Source organism: Methanomassiliicoccales archaeon LGM-RCC1, from assembly GCA_030168575.1.
Classification (GTDB): domain Archaea; phylum Thermoplasmatota; class Thermoplasmata; order Methanomassiliicoccales; family Methanomethylophilaceae; genus Methanoprimaticola.
On sequence record CP115555.1, the window covers coordinates 430,349 to 449,312 of the forward strand.

Sequence of the window (18,964 nt, forward strand, 5' to 3'; positions counted from 1 at the left end):
GTCAGGGCTCCTTCCCGAAATCGGCAAGACGTTTGCTTGGCCAGTCGGTGGGACCGAACACCTCCTCGAATTGCTTCCTGTCCGAGTCGTCGAGACGACCCTGACGGTCGAGTCCCAAGGCCGTCTCCTTCTCTTCGACCAGTAATCCATAGTACTCTTCGAACTCGTCTTCGTCGTAAAGGTCCCTGAGGGCATCCAGGCCGTAGAGTTCGATGATCACGCTGTCGCGATGTTCGATGTTACCGTTGTCGAAGACCAGAGGGGTGTAATCCCCGCAGGGTCCGCAGAGCTTGCCTTTGCTGTCCGGACATAGATAGCAAGCGCAGGTTAGGCAGCACTTCTTCTTAAGAATCATTCAACTTGCACCCCAGCGCTCTCATCTTCTCTCTGATCTCCTCTATGTCCATCTCCTCCTTGGGGAATTCCATATCCTCGATGGATTCTCCGAGCTCGATGAACGATCTTCCGAGGTCCTTGAACAGCTGTGCATCCACAGGAAGGTACGGGTGCATGTCGCCTACGATGAAGGTCATCTTAGGCTTCGGCACCTTGTAGTCCTGCTTCTTCTTGTCGTAATCCATAATCATGTTCAGTCCCACGAAGATGTTCCCGTGCCTGAACTTGGTTACAGGTATTCTCAACGGAGGCCTGGATACCGGTTGAGGTGCTCCGAGCGCCTCCTGCGCTTCCTTTATGATTGTATCGTTAACCACGTAATCACTGTCCTGCCTTTCGGCGTTATTCACCTTGGGCGCATCCTGGATGCGGGAAACCCGGTGACGGAGCGTCCTCTACGGCCTGTCGGCCGCTGCCCTTCTTTCTCATGCCCTGCTGCCTTTGCATTGTGTAGAATTGATGGATCGCGGCGCCTCTTTCACTCGTGGGGTCGTGGTGTTGTTATTCTATGTGTTCCCCCACGGTACGCCGTGTTGTCCTGGATGATATTGATCTTAGGCAACAGCGCTTGCTTGATTCTCTGTTAATTCCTTGATACCTCTATCGACTCTATCTCGATTCAGACCTTAGTCATTGTATCAGCTATCCTATCCTGACATTCGGATTCGAAATCGGTACCGACCTTCTGGACGAAGGCTCCCCATTCCTTAAGGAGACCGGGGTCGAGAGGCACTCTGACGTACTTCCCATCGACGAGGGTCACCAGTCTTAAGAGAGGCTCCTCGTAGCATCCCGTCTCCTTGTTGTAGGGGACCACTGACCTGAGGAACATCCTGATATTCCCCTTGTCGAAGGCAGCTATGTTCCTGACCTTGGTCTTCCTGTTCCTCTTTGTGTTCCTTGCCTTGTCGGATCTCTGATTATCAACTGTTGTTGTATCCATCGCATCCCCCCGTTTTGCTTGAGGTAGAGGTCGTACGGATGGAAGCCAAGACAATTCGGGCCCACAACTGTTTAGAGTAGCATCTGAGCTGTTCCCCACAACAATTGTATCGCCAGAAATTGGCCCCCTCATAGAAAAAATTACGAAGATCTGGCTATTGTCGAAGTGGACTCGGTAGGGCCCACCTTTTTTTTTATGTCAATGACATAATTTAAAATGGGCTCAACTAAGATGCTGTCCGTGTTTTTTCGGATGGAAAGTGACGGTTTTCGGCCGAGTTGGACTGTTGCGGGCTCGATTTCTGGAATCTGAGCCCAACAACAGTTGTCGCCCGGCCGGTGTGCCCGCACTACTATGGATCAGGGCATGCTCTCAGACCTGCCCCTCATGACGTCATAGATGTTGTCTAGGATGGATTCCTCGCGGTAGTTCGCGTAGTACTTCTGCGTGGTCTTGATCGAGTCGTGCCCCATTGCATAGGATACGCTCTCGATGGGTACCCCGCGGTCGAACATCCTCTGCCCGTAGGCGCGGCGGGCGTCCTTGAGAGCGAGCCTCTCGCCGATGATCTTCTCGACGCTCCTCTTCCTCTTGTTGATGGTCTCCATCGTGACGAATCCCGACTTGACCATCAGAGGAGGGAACAGCGCCAGGGAAGGGTATTAATTTCTATGCTGAAGCCCATACCGTGCCCATGAGCACAAGAACGAGGGGCATCATAGCCCTTGCCATCCTGATCGCCTTGGCGGTCGTTGCGCTGGTATTGTCCACCGCTGTACCGGACGACGACCAGACCGTCATCTTCGAAGTGAAGGTGGATGCCGATGGCAAACTGGCCTACATAGACATGACAGGGGATTACGGATTCGAGGACTACCTCAGGCACGGCTCGTCCGATCTGGATCTGACGGACTTCTACGAATATCTCAAGGACAACGTGACGTGCGGGCGGTACATCAACGGCGTCATCCCCGGGAACTGTTCCGTCTTCGAGGCGACCGATGCCGACGGCTCCGGATACCTCGTGGGCAGGAACTTCGATTACAGATACAGCATGCCCGCGGTGGTCTACACCCATGCGGACGGCTGCTACCGGTCCATGAGCCTCGTCGACATGAGGATGTTCGTGGACACCGACGAGGACTATCGCAAGCTGCCCGCCGATGTCAGGCTGAACGCGGCCCCGTACATCCCTCTGGACGGTGTCAACGAGAAGGGCGTCTTCGTTTGCGTCAACATGGTGCACAACGTCAGTGAGATGGACATGTCGGGTAAGACGCCAATCTTCACGACCTGCGCCCTGAGGATCATACTCGACCATGCGGACTCCGCCGAGAAGGCCGTGGATCTCCTGCAGGATTACAGCCTGAGGGCCGAGGGATGCTACCATCTGTTAGTCACCGACACATCTGGCGATTCCAGGGCGATCGAGGTCATCGACGGGAGGATCAAGGCGACACCCACCGAACTGATGACTAACCATTACATCTACCCCGGCACTGGAGTTCCCATATCCGAGAGCAGCCAACAAAGGTACGATATCATAAGGGATGCCCTGGACGCATCGGACGTCATGGACGAGGACCGGGTCAAGGACGTGCTGGTATCTGTCAAGCAGGATAGCTCCGACCTTTCCCATTACACCAGATGGTCGATCGTCTACGACACCGAGGACCTGACGGCCACCCTCTACCTCCGCACCGGCCAGACGATGGACTATGATCATCCTATCAGACTAGAGCTCGCAGCGGCCTGAGCCTATGGAGTTCATCCCGAAGAGGGTCCCGACAAGTACTGTCTTTCGAAGGGGACCAAGAAGATCGTCATTGATCGCCTTGGGACCCTTGGAGAGAATCCGCGACTATGAACCGCATGTAGAATCCGTCCTCGTTGAATCCTGGGAAGTATGCGCAAGTCAGGCAGCATCTCTTAATTCCCATCCTTCACCACACACCCGCATGACATCAGGATCCTCCTGATCTCCTCGATATAGACTTCCTTGGTAGGGAACTTGAGATCCTCCATCGTCTTTCCGACTGTGATGAAGTACTCGCCCAAAAGCCTGATGACCTCCGGATCTGTGGGAAGCCAAATGCGCTTCTCCCCCATAGATGTGTTCAGTCTGGGCTCCGGAGGGTTGTACTCCTGATTCTTGATGTCATAGTCTGCCACCAATGTGAAATTGGCGAAGAGGCGGCCGTAATGAAACTTGTTCAACGGCAGCCTCATGGGAGGTTTCGATACCGGCTGTGGGACCCCAAGCTTCTCTTGAGCTTCCTGGATGAATTCCTCCTCTGAGCTCATTCGCTCGCCTCCTGGATAGCTTCCGGTTTCAAAGGGGCTGAGTACTCCAATCCTGAATCCTCCTTCATCGACAGTCCGGAACCGATCGATTGAAGGAATCCTCCCAACTCGATCAGAATCTCCTTGTCTAAAGGAATCCTCGCATACTTGCCGTCAACCAAAGAGACCAACCTTAGGAAGGGCTGGACGTACTCCTCAGAAACCTCGTCGAATGGCGTTATCTGTCTGAGAAATATCCTGATGTTCCCCTTCTCGAAGGACACAAGATTCCTGACCTTGGTCCTCTTGTTCTTCCTGCTGCTCCCGGCCTTGTAGGGCCCATACCTAGCTTTCGCTTTCATATTGATTACCTCGCTCTGAGTGCAATGTTGAGGGAACGGCTGTACGGCCGTCGTTGTTCTCAGATCGAGCGCTTAAAACCGGACCCACGCTACAAGGAATTCTTCCCTCTGTGTTCCCCACGGCATTTTTATCGCCAGAAATTCGACTCTTTATAGAATATTTTTCTGTGATCTGGCTCAGTGAGATTTGGTTTCGGTAGGGCCCACCACTTTTTCATGTCATATGACTTACTCTCATGGACACAAAATAAGAGACGACCTTACAACGGTTAACTCATTCCTGACCATTGTGCTTCAGCTTGATCTTCTGCTCGGATTCGTCAATGGTAATGACGAATTTATCAAAGAAACCCTGTCTGCCCAAGAGCGTAGGGGCGAAGAATTCCGTTTCTGAGAAAAGCACACGGAGGGGGATCTCATAAACGTAATGCTCATGACCCTTGGAGATCTCCACATGAATCCTGGTGACGACGGACTCGACCGGACCAGATACGCCGAATGTCTTCACCTTTTTCCTGTTAGGTCAAGCCCTAATTTCGTGGCGTACCTGTAATCCATAGCGCTCATGTCAGCACCGCTATCGATCAGAGCATACTGCTCCAATTCCTTGTCGTTGTGAAAGAATCTGACGAGGACGTATGGACGCTTACTGATAGTCCCATTAGGGCTGGATGAATCCAGGTATCTGAAGTTCATCGTCATGCTATCACAAAAGCATGCATTCCGCAGGTAGAACCTGAGTCACAAAAGGAACATATTTGTTGCCGCAAGCTTTGACGGTTTCATCATAGACCTCGTCGAACGACCTGGAGTGCGCTACGATAACACCTTCACACATGCCGACGAACTCGCCCTCGTAAAGGGTCTTATCAAGCTTCATGAATGCATCGCCTGACTTACTCATGATGATACGATATCATTCGACTTAAATAAAGAAGGTAGTTGTGGGGTCAGAATTTTACAAAAAAAACTTGTCCAAGGGGGTTGTTAAGCCGAGACTCACGCGTCCACCATTAGACTAAAACAATGCCGTTCTGATGGTGCAGTCGAGAATTAACACAAAAACACGTTTTCCGTACTTCAAAACAACAGTTTGATATAATCCCAATAACTGCATGCATAATTATAGCGGGGGATAACCGTGAGGGAAGAGCTATTGAAAGGTCTGACCGAGGAACAGAAAGAGATGATCAAGGACTGCAGGAGTATGGAAGAGCTGCTGTCCATTGCCAAAAGAGAGGGCGTGGAGCTCTCGGAAGAGCAGTTGGGCGCAGTGACCGGCGGCTGTGGTACGGAAGTCAATCCTGTCTGTCCCAATTGCGGATGTACCGAGTTCACTGAGACCATGAGCGGTGGCGTAGGATACTACGAATGTCAGGGCTGCGGTACCAAGTACAACGGCATGCTCCAATACAAATGATGATTCTGTCAGGTGATTCTAAATGAAATCGGAATTGCTGAAAGGTCTGACCGAGGAACAGCTCGAACTGGCCAAGAAATGTGAATCCACGGAGGAGTTGTTGGCATTGGCCAAGGCGGAAGGCGTAGAGCTCACCGATGAACAGATGGCGGCCGTTACCGGCAGCTGTGACACAAGAGTCCTCCCTGTCTGTCCCAAATGCGGATGCACCGAATACATCGAGACCATGAACGACGGTATCGGTTACTATGAGTGCAAAGGCTGCGGTACCAAGTACAACGGCCTCCTGCAATATTCTTGAAAATACCGAACGGATCCGAACAAAAGATCCCATGTGAAACCATGTTCTACCGTCTGAAAGAGAACATCGCGCTGAGGAAATGGAAATACTTAGACGGTGCCGTGTACAAGAAAGGCACCGATCTGGCCTTGAGAGTCTCCAAAGACGAGTTCGGACTGCTCCTGAAGTGCGACGGCGAACATGATATCGGAACGGATCCTCTTGTGAACAGACTTATCGACAAGGGATTCATCGAAGTATGCAGCGAAGGCGACGGCCCGAGCGAGTGGTCAGCTCTGAAGGAATACGATAACCTCTATTTCCCGAGGATGAATCTGATGATCACCGGGCGGTGCAACATGAACTGCCTCCATTGCTTCAATGCGATGGACAACGCACCGCTCAACAGCGAGCTCTCCTACGAGCAGATAATGGACATCCTGGACCAAGCCAGGGACATCGGCGTCCATGCGTTCACCGTGACCGGAGGAGAGCCTATGATGCACCGCAGGTTCCTGGACATCGTCAGGGCGATCTACGAGAGGAACATGCATATCTTCGAGCTCAACACCAACGGGGTGCTGATAGACCAGAGCATGCTGGATGCTTTCAAAGAGATCGGATGCAGACCGGTGATCAAGATATCGTTCGACGGCATCGGCCATCACAATTGGATCAGACAGAATCCGAAGGCGGAGGAGCTGGCGATCAAGGCCATAGAGCTCTGCATAAGTAACGGCTTCAGGGTCATGGCCCAGGTCCAGGTGAACCGCAAGAATGTCGATGTCATGATGGATACGGCAAGGTTGCTCGACGGGCTCGGGGTGGAGAACATGAGGATCATCAGGACCACCGAAGCGCCCAGATGGGAGAAGTCCTCCCCGCACTCGAGTCTCACGATAGAGGAGTACTATGAGCGCATGACGGAGTTCTCCAAGGAGTACATGGCTTCGGGTCTGAAGATGAACGTGGAGGTCTGGCAGCTCATCAGGATGGTCCCCAGGTTCAAGAACTACGAACTCGTCCCCGTATCGTGCAGCAAGGATAGGTTCAACATCCGCATCCCCATGTGCAAGAGCAACCGCGGCATGATCGCCGTGACCAGCACCGGGGATGTCGTTCCGTGCCTGCAGATGTCCGGCTATCTCATGGACAAGGGGATCAGCCTGGGGAATCTGTTAGTGACTCCTCTCAAGGACCTCATCAGGAACAGCCCCTATCTCGACGTGGCCGTAGCGCCTCTTCTGGTCCAGATAATGAAGAACGACAAATGTGCAGACTGCAAGTACTACAAGGCCTGCACCGGAGGCTGTCCGGCATTGGGTCTGCTGTATTCGCCTGACAGCGACTTCTATCACGAGGACATCAGCAAATGCATCTTCTTCGAGAACGGTTGGTATGAGAGGATCACAGATTCGCTCAAGGAATGGCAACTGATCAACCCCCTGGACATCTGAGGGGCCCATAATCGACTTTTCTTTAGAATGATCGTAGCAAAACAGCGGTCAGTACGTCGATTTTACATAGTTTCATTTTCTTCGCCATTTTAAGAACAGGTGTTCATTTTTGGTGGCTAAAGCTAAGAAGGTGAGGAAGCCCAAAACTTCCGGGGTAGCGAGCACTCCGCTCATCATGCAACTCGAGACACTCGAGTGCGGAGCTGCATCCTTAGCTATGGTCATGGCCTATTACGGCAAATGGGTCCCGCTGGAGCAGCTGAGGGTCGATTGCGGCGTCTCACGCAACGGGAGCAACGCCAAGAACATCCTCAAGGCCGCCCAGAAGTATGGATTCAAGACCAAGGGGTTCGCTTGCGGCATCGAGAAGCTGAAAGAGAAGGGCAAATTCCCTGCGATCATACACTGGAGCGGCGGTCACTTCGTCGTGCTCAACGGTTTCAAAGGGAACAAGGCCATAATCAACGACCCCGCGAAAGGACTGGTCAAGGTCGACCTGAAGACCTTCGACGAGATGTACACCGGGATCTACCTCGAATTGGAACCAGGTGAGGATTTCGTTCCCAGCGGAGAGAGGAAATCGGTCATCGATTTCGCCAAGAAGAGGCTCAAGGGGAACATGAAGATAGTCGCATTCTTCTCGATCACGGCGATCCTCATCAACCTGGCCGGCGTGGTCAATCCGCTGATGGACAGGATATTCATCGATAAGGTGCTGGGCGGCGAGGATCCGGGATGGCTTCTACCTTTCATTCTGATCATAGCGGGAGTCGGGTTGTTCCAAGTTATATTGAAGATGATCCAATCCCTCTACCAGTACAAGATCAGGGGCGAGCTCGACATAGCCGGTTCCAAGACATACATGTGGACCATCCTGAGGCTGCCGATAGAGTTCTTCTCCCAGAGGATGGTAGGGGACCTGCAGAGACGCCAGTCGGAGAACGCCACTATAGCGGAGACTATGGTGAACGTCTTCGCCCCGCTGATGTACAGCGCCATCATGATCATCGTCTATCTGTTCTTCATGATCAAACAAAGCTGGATTCTGACGCTCGTAGGGGTTTCCGCGATCGTCCTGAACATCTTCATCTCACAGTACATCTCCAAGATCAGGGTGAACGTCTCGCGCGTCCAATTACGTGACGCTGCCAATCTGACTGCGATGACCTCCAAAGGCATCGAGATGGTGGAGACCATCAAATCGAACGGTTCCGAATCCTCTTATTTCGCATCCTGGTCCGCAGTGCAGGACGATGTGGTCAAAGGGAAGTTCAAGATGGCCAGGATCAATGCGACCTTGGGCCTTCTGCCCTCATTCATCTCTACGATGGCCAACTATGCGGTCCTGATCCTCGGAATATACCTTACCATGAACGACCAGTTCACAGTCGGTGCCATCGTGACCTTCCAGGGTCTGATGAGCCTGTTCATGTCACCTGCCATGACCGTCGTGTCCAGCGGGCAGACACTGCAGGAGATGCGCACCAAGATGGAGAGGGTGGACGATGTCCTGGAGAACCCTCTGGATGAGAACGTCATCAGGGAGATACCCACTGACCACGCCTCCAAGATCAGAGGCGACCTCGTGGTCAGGGACCTGACCTTCGGCTATTCAATAATGGACAAGCCTACCATAGAGGGCTTCAGTTTGGAGGTCCAGCAGGGTCAGAAGGTCGCGATAGTCGGTTCCACGGGGAGCGGTAAATCGACGGTCTCCAGACTTATCTCCGGACTTTATTCGCCATGGAGCGGGGACATAATATTCAACGGACAGAGGATAAGCGAGATCGACCACGAGATATTCACATCATCGATAGCCGTCGTGGATCAGGAGATAACCCTGTTCGAGGACACGATCAACAACAACATCAAGATGTGGGATGAATCGATAGCTGACTACGAGGTCATCATGGCCTGCAACGATGCTCAGATCCACAGCACTATCATGAGCAGGGAGGGAGGGTACAACTCCCTCGTGTTGGAAGGCGGGAAGAACTTCTCCGGAGGGGAGAGGCAGAGGATCGAGATCGCCCGCTCACTCGCCAACGACCCCAGCCTGATAATACTGGATGAGGCGACGAGTGCCTTGGACGCCAAGACCGAATACGAGGTCGTCAACGCCATCAAGGCAAGGGGCATTACCACCATCGTCATAGCACACAGATTGTCCACGATCAGGGATGCTGACCTCATCGTGGTTCTGGACAAGGGACACATAATCGAACGCGGCACCCATGACGAGCTCATGGCAGTCAAGGGATGCTACTACGATCTGGTAACGAATGGATGAGGAGGTGAGGAGATGGGTTGGTTCGAGGATCAGTTGAAGGAAAGGAAGAAGCTAGACGATGACCTGCTCAAGGAATCCTTCAAGTCACTGGCCGGGATGGAGGCTGCTGATCCGACCGATCTGAGCGAGAAGGCCGCCAGGGAGAACTACGCGATATCGCAGATCCTCTCCTACTTCAACCACCAGATGACGGACATCCCGACGAACATTACAGATTTCACGGACAAGCTCAACTACGCTCTCGGCCAGTACGACGTACAGTACCGCAAGATAATGCTGGATGACTCGTACGCCGGCGATGATGAATGCCCGCTGCTCATCTTCACGATCGTCTCGAACAGCCCGGTGGTCATTTTCCCCAAGGGAACGAAGAGCTACTACTACGTGAACCACGAGACCGGAAAGAAGACCACCATCGATGCCAATCTCGTCAACAGGCTCGAGTTGGAGGCGTACAGCTTCTACAGGCCTCTTCCCAAGACGAAGGTCTCATTCAAGGAATACGCCAGCTACATATCCAAAGCCATCCGTCCGACGGACATAGCCCTGGTGATTCTCCTGTCGATCATTGCAACCGGGGTCGGGCTCCTTCTGCCTTACCTGATCAAGCTGATGACGGGAGATGTCGTTGGTTCGAAGGATATGGACCAATTCATCAGTGTATCCATATATCTGATCGCCACAGCGACCGGTCTGCTGATCATCAATGCGGCGAAGGCCTTCATCAACTCCCGCGTCGCCATAAGGATAGACCGTTCGGTACAGGAAGCGACGATGATGCGCACTCTGAGCCTTCCTACGTCGTTCTTCAAGCAGTACAACACCGGAGAGCTCACCGCCAGGTTCAACAGCGTCGGGATGCTGTCGAACCTGATCGTCAACCAGATGTCGATAGCGCTGCTGTCGTTCGTGATGTCGCTGGCCTATATCGTCCAGTTGTTCAGCTTCGCACCCGTGCTGATCATCCCTGTGGTGATCATAGAGGTGGTATCGCTGGGATTCTCGGTTTACATCTCGTATGTCCAGAGGAGCCATACCAGGAAGGTGCTCGAGCTGTCCTCCAAGGAGGACGGAGTGACCTACGAGATCATCAACGGCATACAGAAGATCAGGCTGTCCGGTTCCGAGAAGAGGGCGTTCGCCAAATGGACCAGGGCGTACCTCAGGGCCACGAAGGTGACGTACAACCCTCCGCTCATCCTCAAACTGAACGCTGCGATCTCTCTGCTCATCACGTTGGTGGGAAGCATCGTCCTTTACCTGATAGCCGCAGAGAACAGCATCCCGGTCGGTAACTACGTGGCCTTCATCACCAGCTACGGTCTCATCACGGCCGCATTCCTCAACCTAGGTCAGATATTGGGAGCTGTGTTCTCCGCCCAGCCTCTCTTCGAGATGGCCAGACCCATAATGACCACAGAGCCGGAGAACAACAGCGACAAGATCAAGCTGGAATCGGTGTCCGGCAACATTGAACTGAAGGATGTCTCGTTCAGATACGAGGAGGACGGCCCGCTGATCCTGGATAACATGTCGTTGACCGTCAAGGAGGGAGAGTACGTTGCCATAGTCGGACAGAGCGGGTGCGGCAAATCCACATTGGTGAGGCTGCTGCTCGGATTCGAGGAACCTGAGAGCGGAGAGATTCTCTACGACGGCATCAACATCAAGGACATCGACCTGACCTCTTTGAGGAGGAACATAGGTTCGGTCATCCAGAACGGAACCCTCTTCCACGCCGATATCATGTCCAACATCCTCATCACCGCTCCGGATCTGAAGGAGAAGGATGCCTGGGAGGCGGCGGAGATCGCGGATCTGGCCGAGGACATCAGGGAGATGCCGATGGGCATGAGGACCATCATATCAGAAGGACAGGGCGGCATCTCCGGAGGACAGAAGCAGAGGATAATGATCGCCAGGGCCGTCGTGCACAAACCGAAGATCCTGATCTTCGACGAGGCGACCAGCGCTTTGGACAACAAAACGCAGAAAAAGGTCACTGAATCCATCCAGAAGCTCAATTGCTCGAGGATCGTCATAGCTCATAGATTGTCAACGATTATGAATGCGGACCGCATCATCATGCTCGAGGACGGCAGGATCATCGAAGAGGGCGACTATCAGACCCTCATCGACAGAAATGGCAGATTCGCCGAACTGGTCGAGAGACAGAGATTGAACAGCGAGGGGAGAGCATGAAGCACACCATAGAGAATGGTACCCTGACCTTCTTCCTGGAAGGGGAACTGAATTCCTCCAATTCGGAAGAAGCGGAGAAGGAGATAGAGAGCGTAATGGCCAGCAGCACCTACGAGGCTATCGTCCTGGATTTGAAGGACCTCAAATACACATCATCGGCGGGACTGAGGATAATCGTCAGATTGAAGCAGCAATGCGATGACACTTCACTGATCAACGTCCCCAAGGACATCTATTCCATCCTAGAGATGGTAGGTTTCCAGAATCTTCTCAAGATCGAAAAGCTCTGATTACACGTGTTCATTATGACCGACGATGGATATCTAAGTCCGTATGCGAAGAATGAGGCCGACGCCAATAGACACATGTGCCTGGTCCTGCTCCTGGCCGCGGCCCTGGCGATCCTGGTGTGGATGGCCTACATCCCAAACGTGTTCAAGGTCGGAGAGTTCACATACAATTTGACGATAACGATCCTTCCAATCGTGGTCGTGTTGCTGCTCACCCCCATGCTGTTCTACAAGAGCAAGCATCTCTACAATCCCCTGTTCAAGTACTATGTGCTGTTCCTGTTCATCCTGACCATATCGATCCTGAACATCATAATGCCGAAGCATGGTATACTTGGGTGGGCCGTCTGTATCGCCCTTACAGGGCATTATTACAACCCCCGGGTCTGCATGATCGTCTTCGTGACCGTCATCACAGCGATGATATGCTGTCTGTATCTGGGAGTGTTCTATGGAGAATACGATTCCAACCTCCTTTCTGGTCAGGTCGATGTTCTCAGCGGTACCATCCACAACGAACTTCTGCCTGACATCTATCCGGACACACCGGAGGGAAGGCAGCAATACCTGGATGCCCTGGCCTTAGCTGGAGAGAACAGATTCAACGTAATACTGACTGCGTATCTGGGAGGAAGGCTGCTGTTCATCATCCTGCTGTTCGCCGGAGTGATGTATCTCAACAAGAGGACGAAGACCCTCCTAGCGGATGAGGTCAACGCCAGCAACGAGGTTGAAAAGGGCAAGACCGAGCTGGAGGTCGCCAAGAAGATCCAGATGGAGACCTTGCCCAAGAAGAATCTGTCGATAAAAGGCATTGAGATCGTCGCAGAGCTGAAGGCTGCGAAAGAGGTCGGTGGAGACCTCTACGATTATCTGGAGATCGACAAGGACCATTTCGCATTCCTTATCGGAGATGTTTCTGGCAAGGGAGTTCCGGCAGCCATGTTCATGATGAAGACCATCACCGCCTTCAGGGACTTCGCGAAAGTAGGGAAAACTCCTTCCCAGATCCTGAATGAGATAAACGATTCCATCAAGAAGGGTAACTCCGCCAGCATGTTCGTGACCTGTTTCTTGGCCATTCTGGACAAGAGGAACGGAGATATAGTGTTCGCCAACGCGGGACACAACCCGGTATTGATCGGTTCCAACGGGAACTACCGCTATCTGAAATGCAACCCCGGGATCATGCTGGGATGCTTCAATAAGACCTTCATCGTCGATGAGGAGGTCGTTCTGAATCCTGGGGAGAGCATGACCCTCTACACCGACGGTGTGACCGAGGCCAGGAATACCGATGGCGATTTCTACGGAGACGAGAAACTTCTGAACACGATGAACGGTCAGGTCCATGAGTCCGTCATCAAACTCCATGACGCGATAAAGCATGATCTGGCGGAATTCGTCGGGGATACGCCTCAGAGCGATGATATCACCCTTCTCACCGTGAAGTATCACGCCAACAAGGACTATTTCGAGGAGAGGAGTTTCGATGCCAAGATCGATAACATCCCTGAGATGCTGGAATACATCGAAGTCTTCGGTAACGAGCACGGATTCCCCGAGGATTTCAAGAAGCAGATGGTCATAGTCGGCGATGAGCTGTTGTCCAACATTATCAAGTACGGGTACGAGAACAATGGCGGCGAGATCCTGGTGCGTCTGTCCTTCGATGACGAGAGCAGAGGATTCGTCCTGACGATAATCGATCATGCTAAACCCTTCAATCAGCTAGAGGTCGAAAATCATGCATACGAAGAGGGAGAGACCGACCTGCGCGCAGGCGGACTCGGCCTTATCATCGTCAATAGCATCATGGAAGAAAGCTCATACGAATACAGGGACGGAACCAACATCCTGACCCTCAAGAAGCATTTCTGATGTCCGGATCTTCGACGTTCAGGACTTCTTGTCGTCATCGTAACCGAAGATGTAATGGTACCTGCTGTCCTTGGTAAAATCCCACAGAATGTAGGGGATCCATTTCTTGGCCTCGGTAGTGCCGACCATCGGAGGAGTGTAGTACTTCCTCACATGCGGAAGGAACATGATGAGCATGCAGAGGATGCAGACGAATACGAATGGAACCTCGGATTGGATCAACGGGTTCCTTGCCCAGTTCCCGAACACATAACCGTTCAGAAGGACCAGGAATATCTGCAGGATCATGGTCTTGTTGGCCAGCTGCCAGGACCTCTTCTGGGCCGAGGACAGCTTTACCATGGTCCTTATGGTCATCTCCGATGAGATGATGGTTGAGCCCAGGATGTAGAGGTACCTTACAGAGGACTCCAGAGTGGACAGGTCCAGCCCATACGAGAGGACGCTGAACTTGTAGATGTTGAACGACAGAACGTAGGCCAGGCATATTTCCACCAAGTATAGGATACGAGGCATCCTCGCAATACTGGTCCTTTCACCGCCCAACTCCATGCCGATCGGCTCAAAAATGGTTATTTACAATTAAAAATATCGTACCATTATGGGCATGTCGGCAGAGGACAGATTCCTCGATTGCGTTCTACGCCGTGCTGGTAAGGACATATCGATTAATCCGTTAGTGTTGCTGCTGATAATCCCCGGTTCCCTGAGTTTCATCGTACTCCTGATCGTCAGGCTCTACATCGAATCAGGGGTGTGGTTCGGTTTTTCGGATGCAGGCGAATACCTGATCGCACTGTTCTTCTCCATGGATGCGGCATTCATCACCTATGTGCTGATGAAATCCATCAAGCTGCATACGGACCGTACCATAGTGTGGACCGATGCCCTATGCGAGTTCGTGGAGGACAACGACAAGGATTCCAGAGAACTCAGGTTGCTGGCAGATGATGTGGCCTCTCAGCGCATCGTATGGGGAAGGATGGTCTCGTTCCTCATATTCGCCGCCATGGTGGCGATGATGGCCCTGAGTTTCTTCATATTGGATTTCCGTTCGGGTTCTGGGGACGGCCAGTTCAAGACCCCGGAGACCATCGTCCTCGGGATCGCAGCCGCCAACCTCTGCATCACCAGTCTGTTCGGCGTTTACAAGTTAAACAAGATAGATGACATCCTATGCAGGTTCACGGAATTGCTGAAAGGGACCTTCGACAGCAAAGGATTCCCCGAACCGATGAAACCCAGCACGATGAAGAACAAGGTGGAGATCCAGGTCGCCTTGATTGTCATCTCCCTTGTGCTGACAACTGTGCTGAGATTCAGCATCAGATACGCGAACGGTCTGGGCTTCAGCATTCCGGAAGTTAACCCCATACTCATGGTCGTCGGCCTGTACTTCTCGTTCCTGTTCTTCTATGTCATCCATATACTGAACAGGCACATCAGGCATCTATGGGAATATGAGAACAAACTGCTGGCCTGGATGGCCAGCCATGTCGGTGCGGATAGGATCGAGAGGATCCCGATCGAAGAGAAGAGGGAGAGGCCTGCCGGTCAAGGAAAGATATCGTTCATGCTGTCAGAGCTCATCCGTCAGACGAAGAGATGGTTCAAGGATTACTTCGATCTCATCTGATGAACTGAAGATGCCTTTATCTACGACATTCATGTAATGATGATCATGACATCTGGAGTCCTCGGACTGATAGTCTGCCCCATGACCGATGACAATCTGACCTACAGTCTGGGCAAGGATCCCGAAGAGAAGAACATCATCGTTATCGACAACGATCACAACACCTCCATCAAGAACAAGCTGGAAGGCATCGGACAGAGCTACAGGCTCGTTCCATGGAACGACATCATCTCCAGGAACTTCGTTCCGGAACAGGACAGGTTCACCATCATCATCTACATGATCAACCTCGGACTCCATTCCAAACCTGATGAACTGAAGAAGACCGTGGAGGGCATCACCGAGGAGATGCAGCCCTTCGTGGACGGCATAGGATTCTATCTGGGGACCTGCGGTAACTTCGAATGGAACATCCCCAAGTGGTGCAGTGAAAAGGGCTACAAACCTGGCGCGATGTTCTGCGACAAGGAAGGCAAGCTCTGTCATGACTGCGTGGGGATAAACATCGCCGGAGGGCCCAAGTACATAGAGCTCCAGAAGAAGTACACTGGACATCTGTACATATTCCCTGCAATGGCCACCAACTACGACGAGTTCATGGAGGCAGATCAGGCCGAGTCCGCTGCCACTGAGGCCAGCCTCACCGACGAGATGAGGGAAGCTTTAGGGATAGCCCCAGGACGCGACGGCTACATGAGATGGCTGCTCTCTCTGGGCGGTTACGAGCACATACTGAAAATCGATACCGGGATCGGCGACAGGGAAGGTTTCGAGAGAGATATCCAAAAGGTTTCCGAGAGGACTGGGCTCACCATAAGGATGGCCGAGGATGGATGGGCAGACCTACAGCCCACCGATGACCTTTACAGCAGATGCAAATCATTCCTGAAGAAAAACGAATGAACTGTAAGACCTGCGAGATTGAGTCCTATCACTTCTTCGACTGGGGACTCGTGAACTTCTCCAGCCCGTCCACCTGCTCTATGAACTCCATATCCTCGAACTTGAACTGACCGCGATATGTCCTGATGAGCAAACGTGAGAGGACAGCGCATACATGCCCTTTCATCGTCAGCGAGAAGAACCTGATCTTCCTCCCGGTCTCCATCGTCCTCATCGTCAGGAGCCCGTCCGCTATCAGTTGGTTCAAACGGGGTTCCAGTGCCCTCCAGGTCGCTAGATGGAAAAGGTCTGATGCCTTAGCCTCATCATGATCGAGCAGATACTCAAGAATCTGATGGGACACCGGGTCATATGCCGGCGGCGGATTCTTGGACATGCTCATTCATATAACAATTTAACAAATATTAATTACTGGATTTTTAGTCAATTATTTGATTAATAATCAAACGCTGGCACATAGTTTAAATTATCGAACCATCTGATGAACCCAGCCATCGTTGAATATTTATTATCATGACCGTTCGCAGGAACGATAGCATGAGGTCCGATCTCCTTCCAGCGATATACGTCATGATAGGTGCATCGCTCTGGGGAATCATCGGGATCTTCACACGTTCTCTCTACGCATACGACGTGTCCCCTCTGCAGATGACCTTCACGAGGTGCCTCATCACACTGGTTGCTATGTTCCTTGTCATACTCTCGGTAGACAAGAAGAAGCTCAGAATAGAGCCCAGGGACATATGGATGTTCGTGGGCACGGGTCTCTTCAGCATCGTGTTCTTCAACATCATGTACTTCACGACGCAGCAGATGGTCTCGCTTTCCACGGCATCGGTCCTGCTGTACACCGCGCCGTGCTTCGTGGTCGTCATGTCGGCCATACTGTTCAAGGAGAAGATGACCAAGAACAAGGTGCTGGCACTGGTCATCGCGTTCATCGGATGCGTTTTCACCACAGGCCTAGGATTCGGCGACCTCAACATAGGAATCGCGTTCGGAGTGCTGGCCGGATTCGGCTACTCCCTCTACTCGATATTCGGGAAGTACGCACTGGAGAAGTACAGTCTGCTAACGGTGCTGTTCTACACGTTCCTTGTCGCAACGTTATGCCTGGTGCCGTTCACCGATGTGCCTTATGTCCTGGGAGCCTGCATGAATACCGATATCCTGCTCAATGTGCTCGGACTGGGCATAGTGTCCACGATCCTGCCGTACTTCTTCTACACAACCGGACTGAGGGGCATGGAGGCCGGCAAGGCATCCATAATAGCGTTCGTCGAGCCGATGGTCGCTACCGTCCTCAGCATAATCGTCGGCGACGAGTTCGGGTGGATGAATGTACTCGGTATAGCTCTGATCCTGGTATCGGTGATAATGCTGAACACCAGGAAGGACACCGCATTCAGATGAGCTCGTACCTGGCAGAACGCGTGCTGCCCTCGGACTTCCTCACCCTGCCGTCCTTCCTAAGATTCTGGAGGATGTTAGTGGCCTTGACCGACAGTTGCTCGTCTGTCAGTCCCTTCCTGTCCCTGAATCTCAGAACGTCCACCACATCCGCACGGGTGACCGAGCCATTCTCCTTGATCAGATTCAGAACAGCGCTCTGATCGGAACCTTTGCTGAAAAGGGACGAGGGATCCTCGTGGGAGAGGTTTATGCAGGGGACCCCGTCATAGACCGTGACCAGTCCCTCTGAGATCAGCGCCTGCATCCTCCTGTCGGGGATGTACCTCCCTGAATCCAAACGGTCGAGGTCCAGGATGTCCTGCACGGACATGTTCGAATGGATGTCCAACGCACGCGCCACTGCTCCTTCCCTTCTTCCCGGGAATGTGACTGAGACGGAATCGTCGGTTATGGTGAAATGCGGCAAGGGGAAATGCTTGTGCATCTGGGAGAGGTAGAAGTTGCGGATACCGGCACCGGAATTGGTCACCAGGCCTATCTCGGTCATGGCCTTGATGAGGAAGGCATTCCTGGAGGCCATGGTCTGATTCTGACCTTTTACGAAGGACTCCGGCTGCATTTCCGGGAAGGATCCTTTGCTCATCACGGTCACGGATTCGTTCTCGCGCTCGATGACGTCTATGGTCCCTCCCATGGTGTAGTCCTGATGCTGCAAAGCGTTGAACATCGCCTCCGTGAGGGATGCGACACGGTAGGTGCTGACGAATGTCTGGCCCTCATCGGATTCTATCTTCACCGTTGAGTTGCTGATGATGGATGCGACCTTCCTTATGGCCAATACCATGGAGCCGTTCACAGTACGGGTATCGACTACAGAGCCGTCCACGTCAAGGAGCTTCCATCTGATGCATACGGTGGAGGGGATCACCCTCTCTGACGCCTTTCCCATGAGTATCATGGAGGCCACCGTCACCTTGCCCCTCTTCAGGACTCCGATGCGGGACAGGAACTCCTGATCGTCCATGCCGGCGATCTCGTCCCTGTGCTCGGAATGCTCGGACACATAGGTCGCCCTGATCGCTCTCAATGCCTCCGGGTCGAAGCTGCGCATGTCCGCTTCGGGGACGACGTTCCCTGTCCAATCGTCGTAGACGCTCTTCACGGGGACATGATGGCTGTACAGATATAAATCTCATTTATTCTCATTA

23 protein-coding genes are annotated in these 18,964 nt (G+C 52.6%); 11 read left to right on the plus strand and 12 right to left on the minus strand.

Features of this window, described 5'->3' with window-relative positions; all coding sequences use genetic code 11:
• Position 1: 1 nt before the first annotated feature.
• The 4 genes from PED39_02065 to PED39_02080 all read right to left on the minus strand — a co-directional run bounded on the left by PED39_02065 (position 2) and on the right by PED39_02080 (position 1,971).
• Positions 2 to 355: a hypothetical protein gene (locus PED39_02065; protein ID WII08003.1), complete on the minus strand. Its 354-nt coding sequence runs from the start codon at positions 353 to 355 to the stop codon at positions 2 to 4.
• Positions 345 to 713 (minus strand): hypothetical protein, encoded by a 369-nt coding sequence (locus tag PED39_02070; GenBank protein ID WII08004.1) that lies wholly within the window; start codon positions 711 to 713, stop codon positions 345 to 347. The genes PED39_02065 and PED39_02070 overlap by 11 nt, the downstream gene beginning before the upstream one ends.
• 302 nt (positions 714 to 1,015) lie before the next feature.
• Complete coding sequence (locus PED39_02075; GenBank protein WII08005.1) at positions 1,016 to 1,339, minus strand: hypothetical protein; 324 nt, start codon at positions 1,337 to 1,339, stop codon at positions 1,016 to 1,018.
• Positions 1,340 to 1,698: 359 nt separating this feature from the next.
• Positions 1,699 to 1,971 carry a tyrosine-type recombinase/integrase gene (locus PED39_02080; protein WII08006.1) on the minus strand — a complete coding sequence of 91 codons (273 nt, stop codon included), beginning with the start codon at positions 1,969 to 1,971 and terminating at the stop codon, positions 1,699 to 1,701.
• 62 nt (positions 1,972 to 2,033) lie between these two features.
• Here PED39_02080 and PED39_02085 point away from each other — a divergent pair, with 62 nt between their 5' ends.
• On the plus strand, positions 2,034 to 3,095 hold the full coding sequence (locus tag PED39_02085) for a carcinine hydrolase/isopenicillin-N N-acyltransferase family protein (protein ID WII08007.1): 1,062 nt from the start codon (positions 2,034 to 2,036) through the stop codon (positions 3,093 to 3,095).
• Between the two features lie 173 nt (positions 3,096 to 3,268).
• Here PED39_02085 and PED39_02090 read toward each other — a convergent pair whose 3' ends face one another.
• From PED39_02090 to PED39_02110, 5 genes are all read right to left on the minus strand, one after another.
• Positions 3,269 to 3,643 carry a hypothetical protein gene (locus tag PED39_02090; protein ID WII08008.1) on the minus strand — a complete coding sequence of 125 codons (375 nt, stop codon included), beginning with the start codon at positions 3,641 to 3,643 and terminating at the stop codon, positions 3,269 to 3,271.
• Positions 3,640 to 3,984, minus strand: coding sequence for a hypothetical protein (locus PED39_02095; protein WII08009.1), 345 nt, complete (start codon positions 3,982 to 3,984; stop codon positions 3,640 to 3,642). Before PED39_02095 ends, PED39_02090 begins: the two co-directional genes overlap by 4 nt.
• Positions 3,985 to 4,258: 274 nt before the next feature.
• Positions 4,259 to 4,492, minus strand: a complete 234-nt coding sequence (locus PED39_02100; protein ID WII08010.1) for a hypothetical protein — start codon at positions 4,490 to 4,492, stop codon at positions 4,259 to 4,261.
• On the minus strand, positions 4,489 to 4,686 hold the full coding sequence (locus PED39_02105) for a hypothetical protein (protein ID WII08011.1): 198 nt from the start codon (positions 4,684 to 4,686) through the stop codon (positions 4,489 to 4,491). The genes PED39_02100 and PED39_02105 overlap by 4 nt, the downstream gene beginning before the upstream one ends.
• 4 nt (positions 4,687 to 4,690) lie before the next feature.
• Positions 4,691 to 4,888 (minus strand): hypothetical protein, encoded by a 198-nt coding sequence (locus tag PED39_02110; protein ID WII08012.1) that lies wholly within the window; start codon positions 4,886 to 4,888, stop codon positions 4,691 to 4,693.
• A 237-nt stretch (positions 4,889 to 5,125) separates the two neighbouring features.
• Between PED39_02110 and PED39_02115 the strand changes: the two genes are divergently transcribed.
• The 7 genes from PED39_02115 (at position 5,126) to PED39_02145 (ending at position 13,804) form a co-directional block, all read left to right on the plus strand.
• On the plus strand, positions 5,126 to 5,404 hold the full coding sequence (locus PED39_02115; GenBank protein ID WII08013.1) for a hypothetical protein: 279 nt from the start codon (positions 5,126 to 5,128) through the stop codon (positions 5,402 to 5,404).
• 22 nt (positions 5,405 to 5,426) lie between these two features.
• Complete coding sequence (locus PED39_02120; protein WII08014.1) at positions 5,427 to 5,705, plus strand: hypothetical protein; 279 nt, start codon at positions 5,427 to 5,429, stop codon at positions 5,703 to 5,705.
• 41 nt (positions 5,706 to 5,746) lie between these two features.
• Positions 5,747 to 7,141 carry a radical SAM protein gene (locus tag PED39_02125; GenBank protein WII08015.1) on the plus strand — a complete coding sequence of 465 codons (1,395 nt, stop codon included), beginning with the start codon at positions 5,747 to 5,749 and terminating at the stop codon, positions 7,139 to 7,141.
• Between the two features lie 112 nt (positions 7,142 to 7,253).
• Positions 7,254 to 9,431 carry a cysteine peptidase family C39 domain-containing protein gene (locus tag PED39_02130; GenBank protein WII08016.1) on the plus strand — a complete coding sequence of 726 codons (2,178 nt, stop codon included), beginning with the start codon at positions 7,254 to 7,256 and terminating at the stop codon, positions 9,429 to 9,431.
• A gap of 12 nt (positions 9,432 to 9,443) precedes the next feature.
• Positions 9,444 to 11,633 (plus strand): ATP-binding cassette domain-containing protein, encoded by a 2,190-nt coding sequence (locus tag PED39_02135; GenBank protein ID WII08017.1) that lies wholly within the window; start codon positions 9,444 to 9,446, stop codon positions 11,631 to 11,633.
• Positions 11,630 to 11,923 (plus strand): STAS domain-containing protein, encoded by a 294-nt coding sequence (locus tag PED39_02140; GenBank protein WII08018.1) that lies wholly within the window; start codon positions 11,630 to 11,632, stop codon positions 11,921 to 11,923. The genes PED39_02135 and PED39_02140 overlap by 4 nt, the downstream gene beginning before the upstream one ends.
• Positions 11,924 to 11,938: 15 nt before the next feature.
• Positions 11,939 to 13,804, plus strand: a complete 1,866-nt coding sequence (locus tag PED39_02145; GenBank protein WII08019.1) for a SpoIIE family protein phosphatase — start codon at positions 11,939 to 11,941, stop codon at positions 13,802 to 13,804.
• 18 nt (positions 13,805 to 13,822) lie between these two features.
• On the opposite strand, the gene PED39_02150 is transcribed toward PED39_02145, so the two are convergent.
• The gene (locus PED39_02150; protein ID WII08020.1) at positions 13,823 to 14,302 is read right to left on the minus strand and encodes a hypothetical protein; all 480 of its coding nucleotides are present in this window, start codon (positions 14,300 to 14,302) and stop codon (positions 13,823 to 13,825) included.
• 103 nt (positions 14,303 to 14,405) lie between these two features.
• Here PED39_02150 and PED39_02155 point away from each other — a divergent pair, with 103 nt between their 5' ends.
• Complete coding sequence (locus tag PED39_02155; GenBank protein ID WII08021.1) at positions 14,406 to 15,440, plus strand: hypothetical protein; 1,035 nt, start codon at positions 14,406 to 14,408, stop codon at positions 15,438 to 15,440.
• Positions 15,441 to 15,485: 45 nt separating this feature from the next.
• Entirely contained in the window at positions 15,486 to 16,343 is an 858-nt protein-coding gene (locus PED39_02160) for a DUF1638 domain-containing protein (GenBank protein WII08022.1), read from the plus strand.
• A gap of 28 nt (positions 16,344 to 16,371) precedes the next feature.
• On the opposite strand, the gene PED39_02165 is transcribed toward PED39_02160, so the two are convergent.
• Complete coding sequence (locus tag PED39_02165) at positions 16,372 to 16,719, minus strand: hypothetical protein (protein WII08023.1); 348 nt, start codon at positions 16,717 to 16,719, stop codon at positions 16,372 to 16,374.
• A gap of 161 nt (positions 16,720 to 16,880) precedes the next feature.
• On the opposite strand from PED39_02165, the gene PED39_02170 reads away from it, so the two are divergent.
• A complete protein-coding gene (locus PED39_02170; GenBank protein WII08024.1) occupies positions 16,881 to 17,756 on the plus strand; it encodes an EamA family transporter in 876 nt (291 codons plus the stop codon).
• Here the strand turns inward: PED39_02170 and PED39_02175 are convergent.
• Positions 17,749 to 18,918, minus strand: coding sequence for a hypothetical protein (locus PED39_02175; protein WII08025.1), 1,170 nt, complete (start codon positions 18,916 to 18,918; stop codon positions 17,749 to 17,751). The genes PED39_02170 and PED39_02175 overlap by 8 nt on opposite strands.
• Positions 18,919 to 18,964: the final 46 nt, after the last annotated feature.

Coding starts and splice junctions, on each gene's coding strand:
- PED39_02065 (WII08003.1), bottom strand. CDS start 355: ATGATTCTTAAGAAGAAGTGCTGCCTAACCTGCGCTTGCTATCTATGT.
- PED39_02075 (WII08005.1), bottom strand. CDS start 1,339: ATGGATACAACAACAGTTGATAATCAGAGATCCGACAAGGCAAGGAAC.
- PED39_02080 (WII08006.1), bottom strand. CDS start 1,971: ATGGTCAAGTCGGGATTCGTCACGATGGAGACCATCAACAAGAGGAAG.
- PED39_02085 (WII08007.1), top strand. CDS start 2,034: ATGAGCACAAGAACGAGGGGCATCATAGCCCTTGCCATCCTGATCGCC.
- PED39_02090 (WII08008.1), bottom strand. CDS start 3,643: ATGAGCTCAGAGGAGGAATTCATCCAGGAAGCTCAAGAGAAGCTTGGG.
- PED39_02095 (WII08009.1), bottom strand. CDS start 3,984: ATGAAAGCGAAAGCTAGGTATGGGCCCTACAAGGCCGGGAGCAGCAGG.
- PED39_02105 (WII08011.1), bottom strand. CDS start 4,686: ATGACGATGAACTTCAGATACCTGGATTCATCCAGCCCTAATGGGACT.
- PED39_02110 (WII08012.1), bottom strand. CDS start 4,888: ATGAGTAAGTCAGGCGATGCATTCATGAAGCTTGATAAGACCCTTTAC.
- PED39_02120 (WII08014.1), top strand. CDS start 5,427: ATGAAATCGGAATTGCTGAAAGGTCTGACCGAGGAACAGCTCGAACTG.
- PED39_02125 (WII08015.1), top strand. CDS start 5,747: ATGTTCTACCGTCTGAAAGAGAACATCGCGCTGAGGAAATGGAAATAC.
- PED39_02135 (WII08017.1), top strand. CDS start 9,444: ATGGGTTGGTTCGAGGATCAGTTGAAGGAAAGGAAGAAGCTAGACGAT.
- PED39_02140 (WII08018.1), top strand. CDS start 11,630: ATGAAGCACACCATAGAGAATGGTACCCTGACCTTCTTCCTGGAAGGG.
- PED39_02145 (WII08019.1), top strand. CDS start 11,939: ATGACCGACGATGGATATCTAAGTCCGTATGCGAAGAATGAGGCCGAC.
- PED39_02155 (WII08021.1), top strand. CDS start 14,406: ATGGGCATGTCGGCAGAGGACAGATTCCTCGATTGCGTTCTACGCCGT.
- PED39_02160 (WII08022.1), top strand. CDS start 15,486: ATGACATCTGGAGTCCTCGGACTGATAGTCTGCCCCATGACCGATGAC.
- PED39_02165 (WII08023.1), bottom strand. CDS start 16,719: ATGTCCAAGAATCCGCCGCCGGCATATGACCCGGTGTCCCATCAGATT.
- PED39_02170 (WII08024.1), top strand. CDS start 16,881: ATGAGGTCCGATCTCCTTCCAGCGATATACGTCATGATAGGTGCATCG.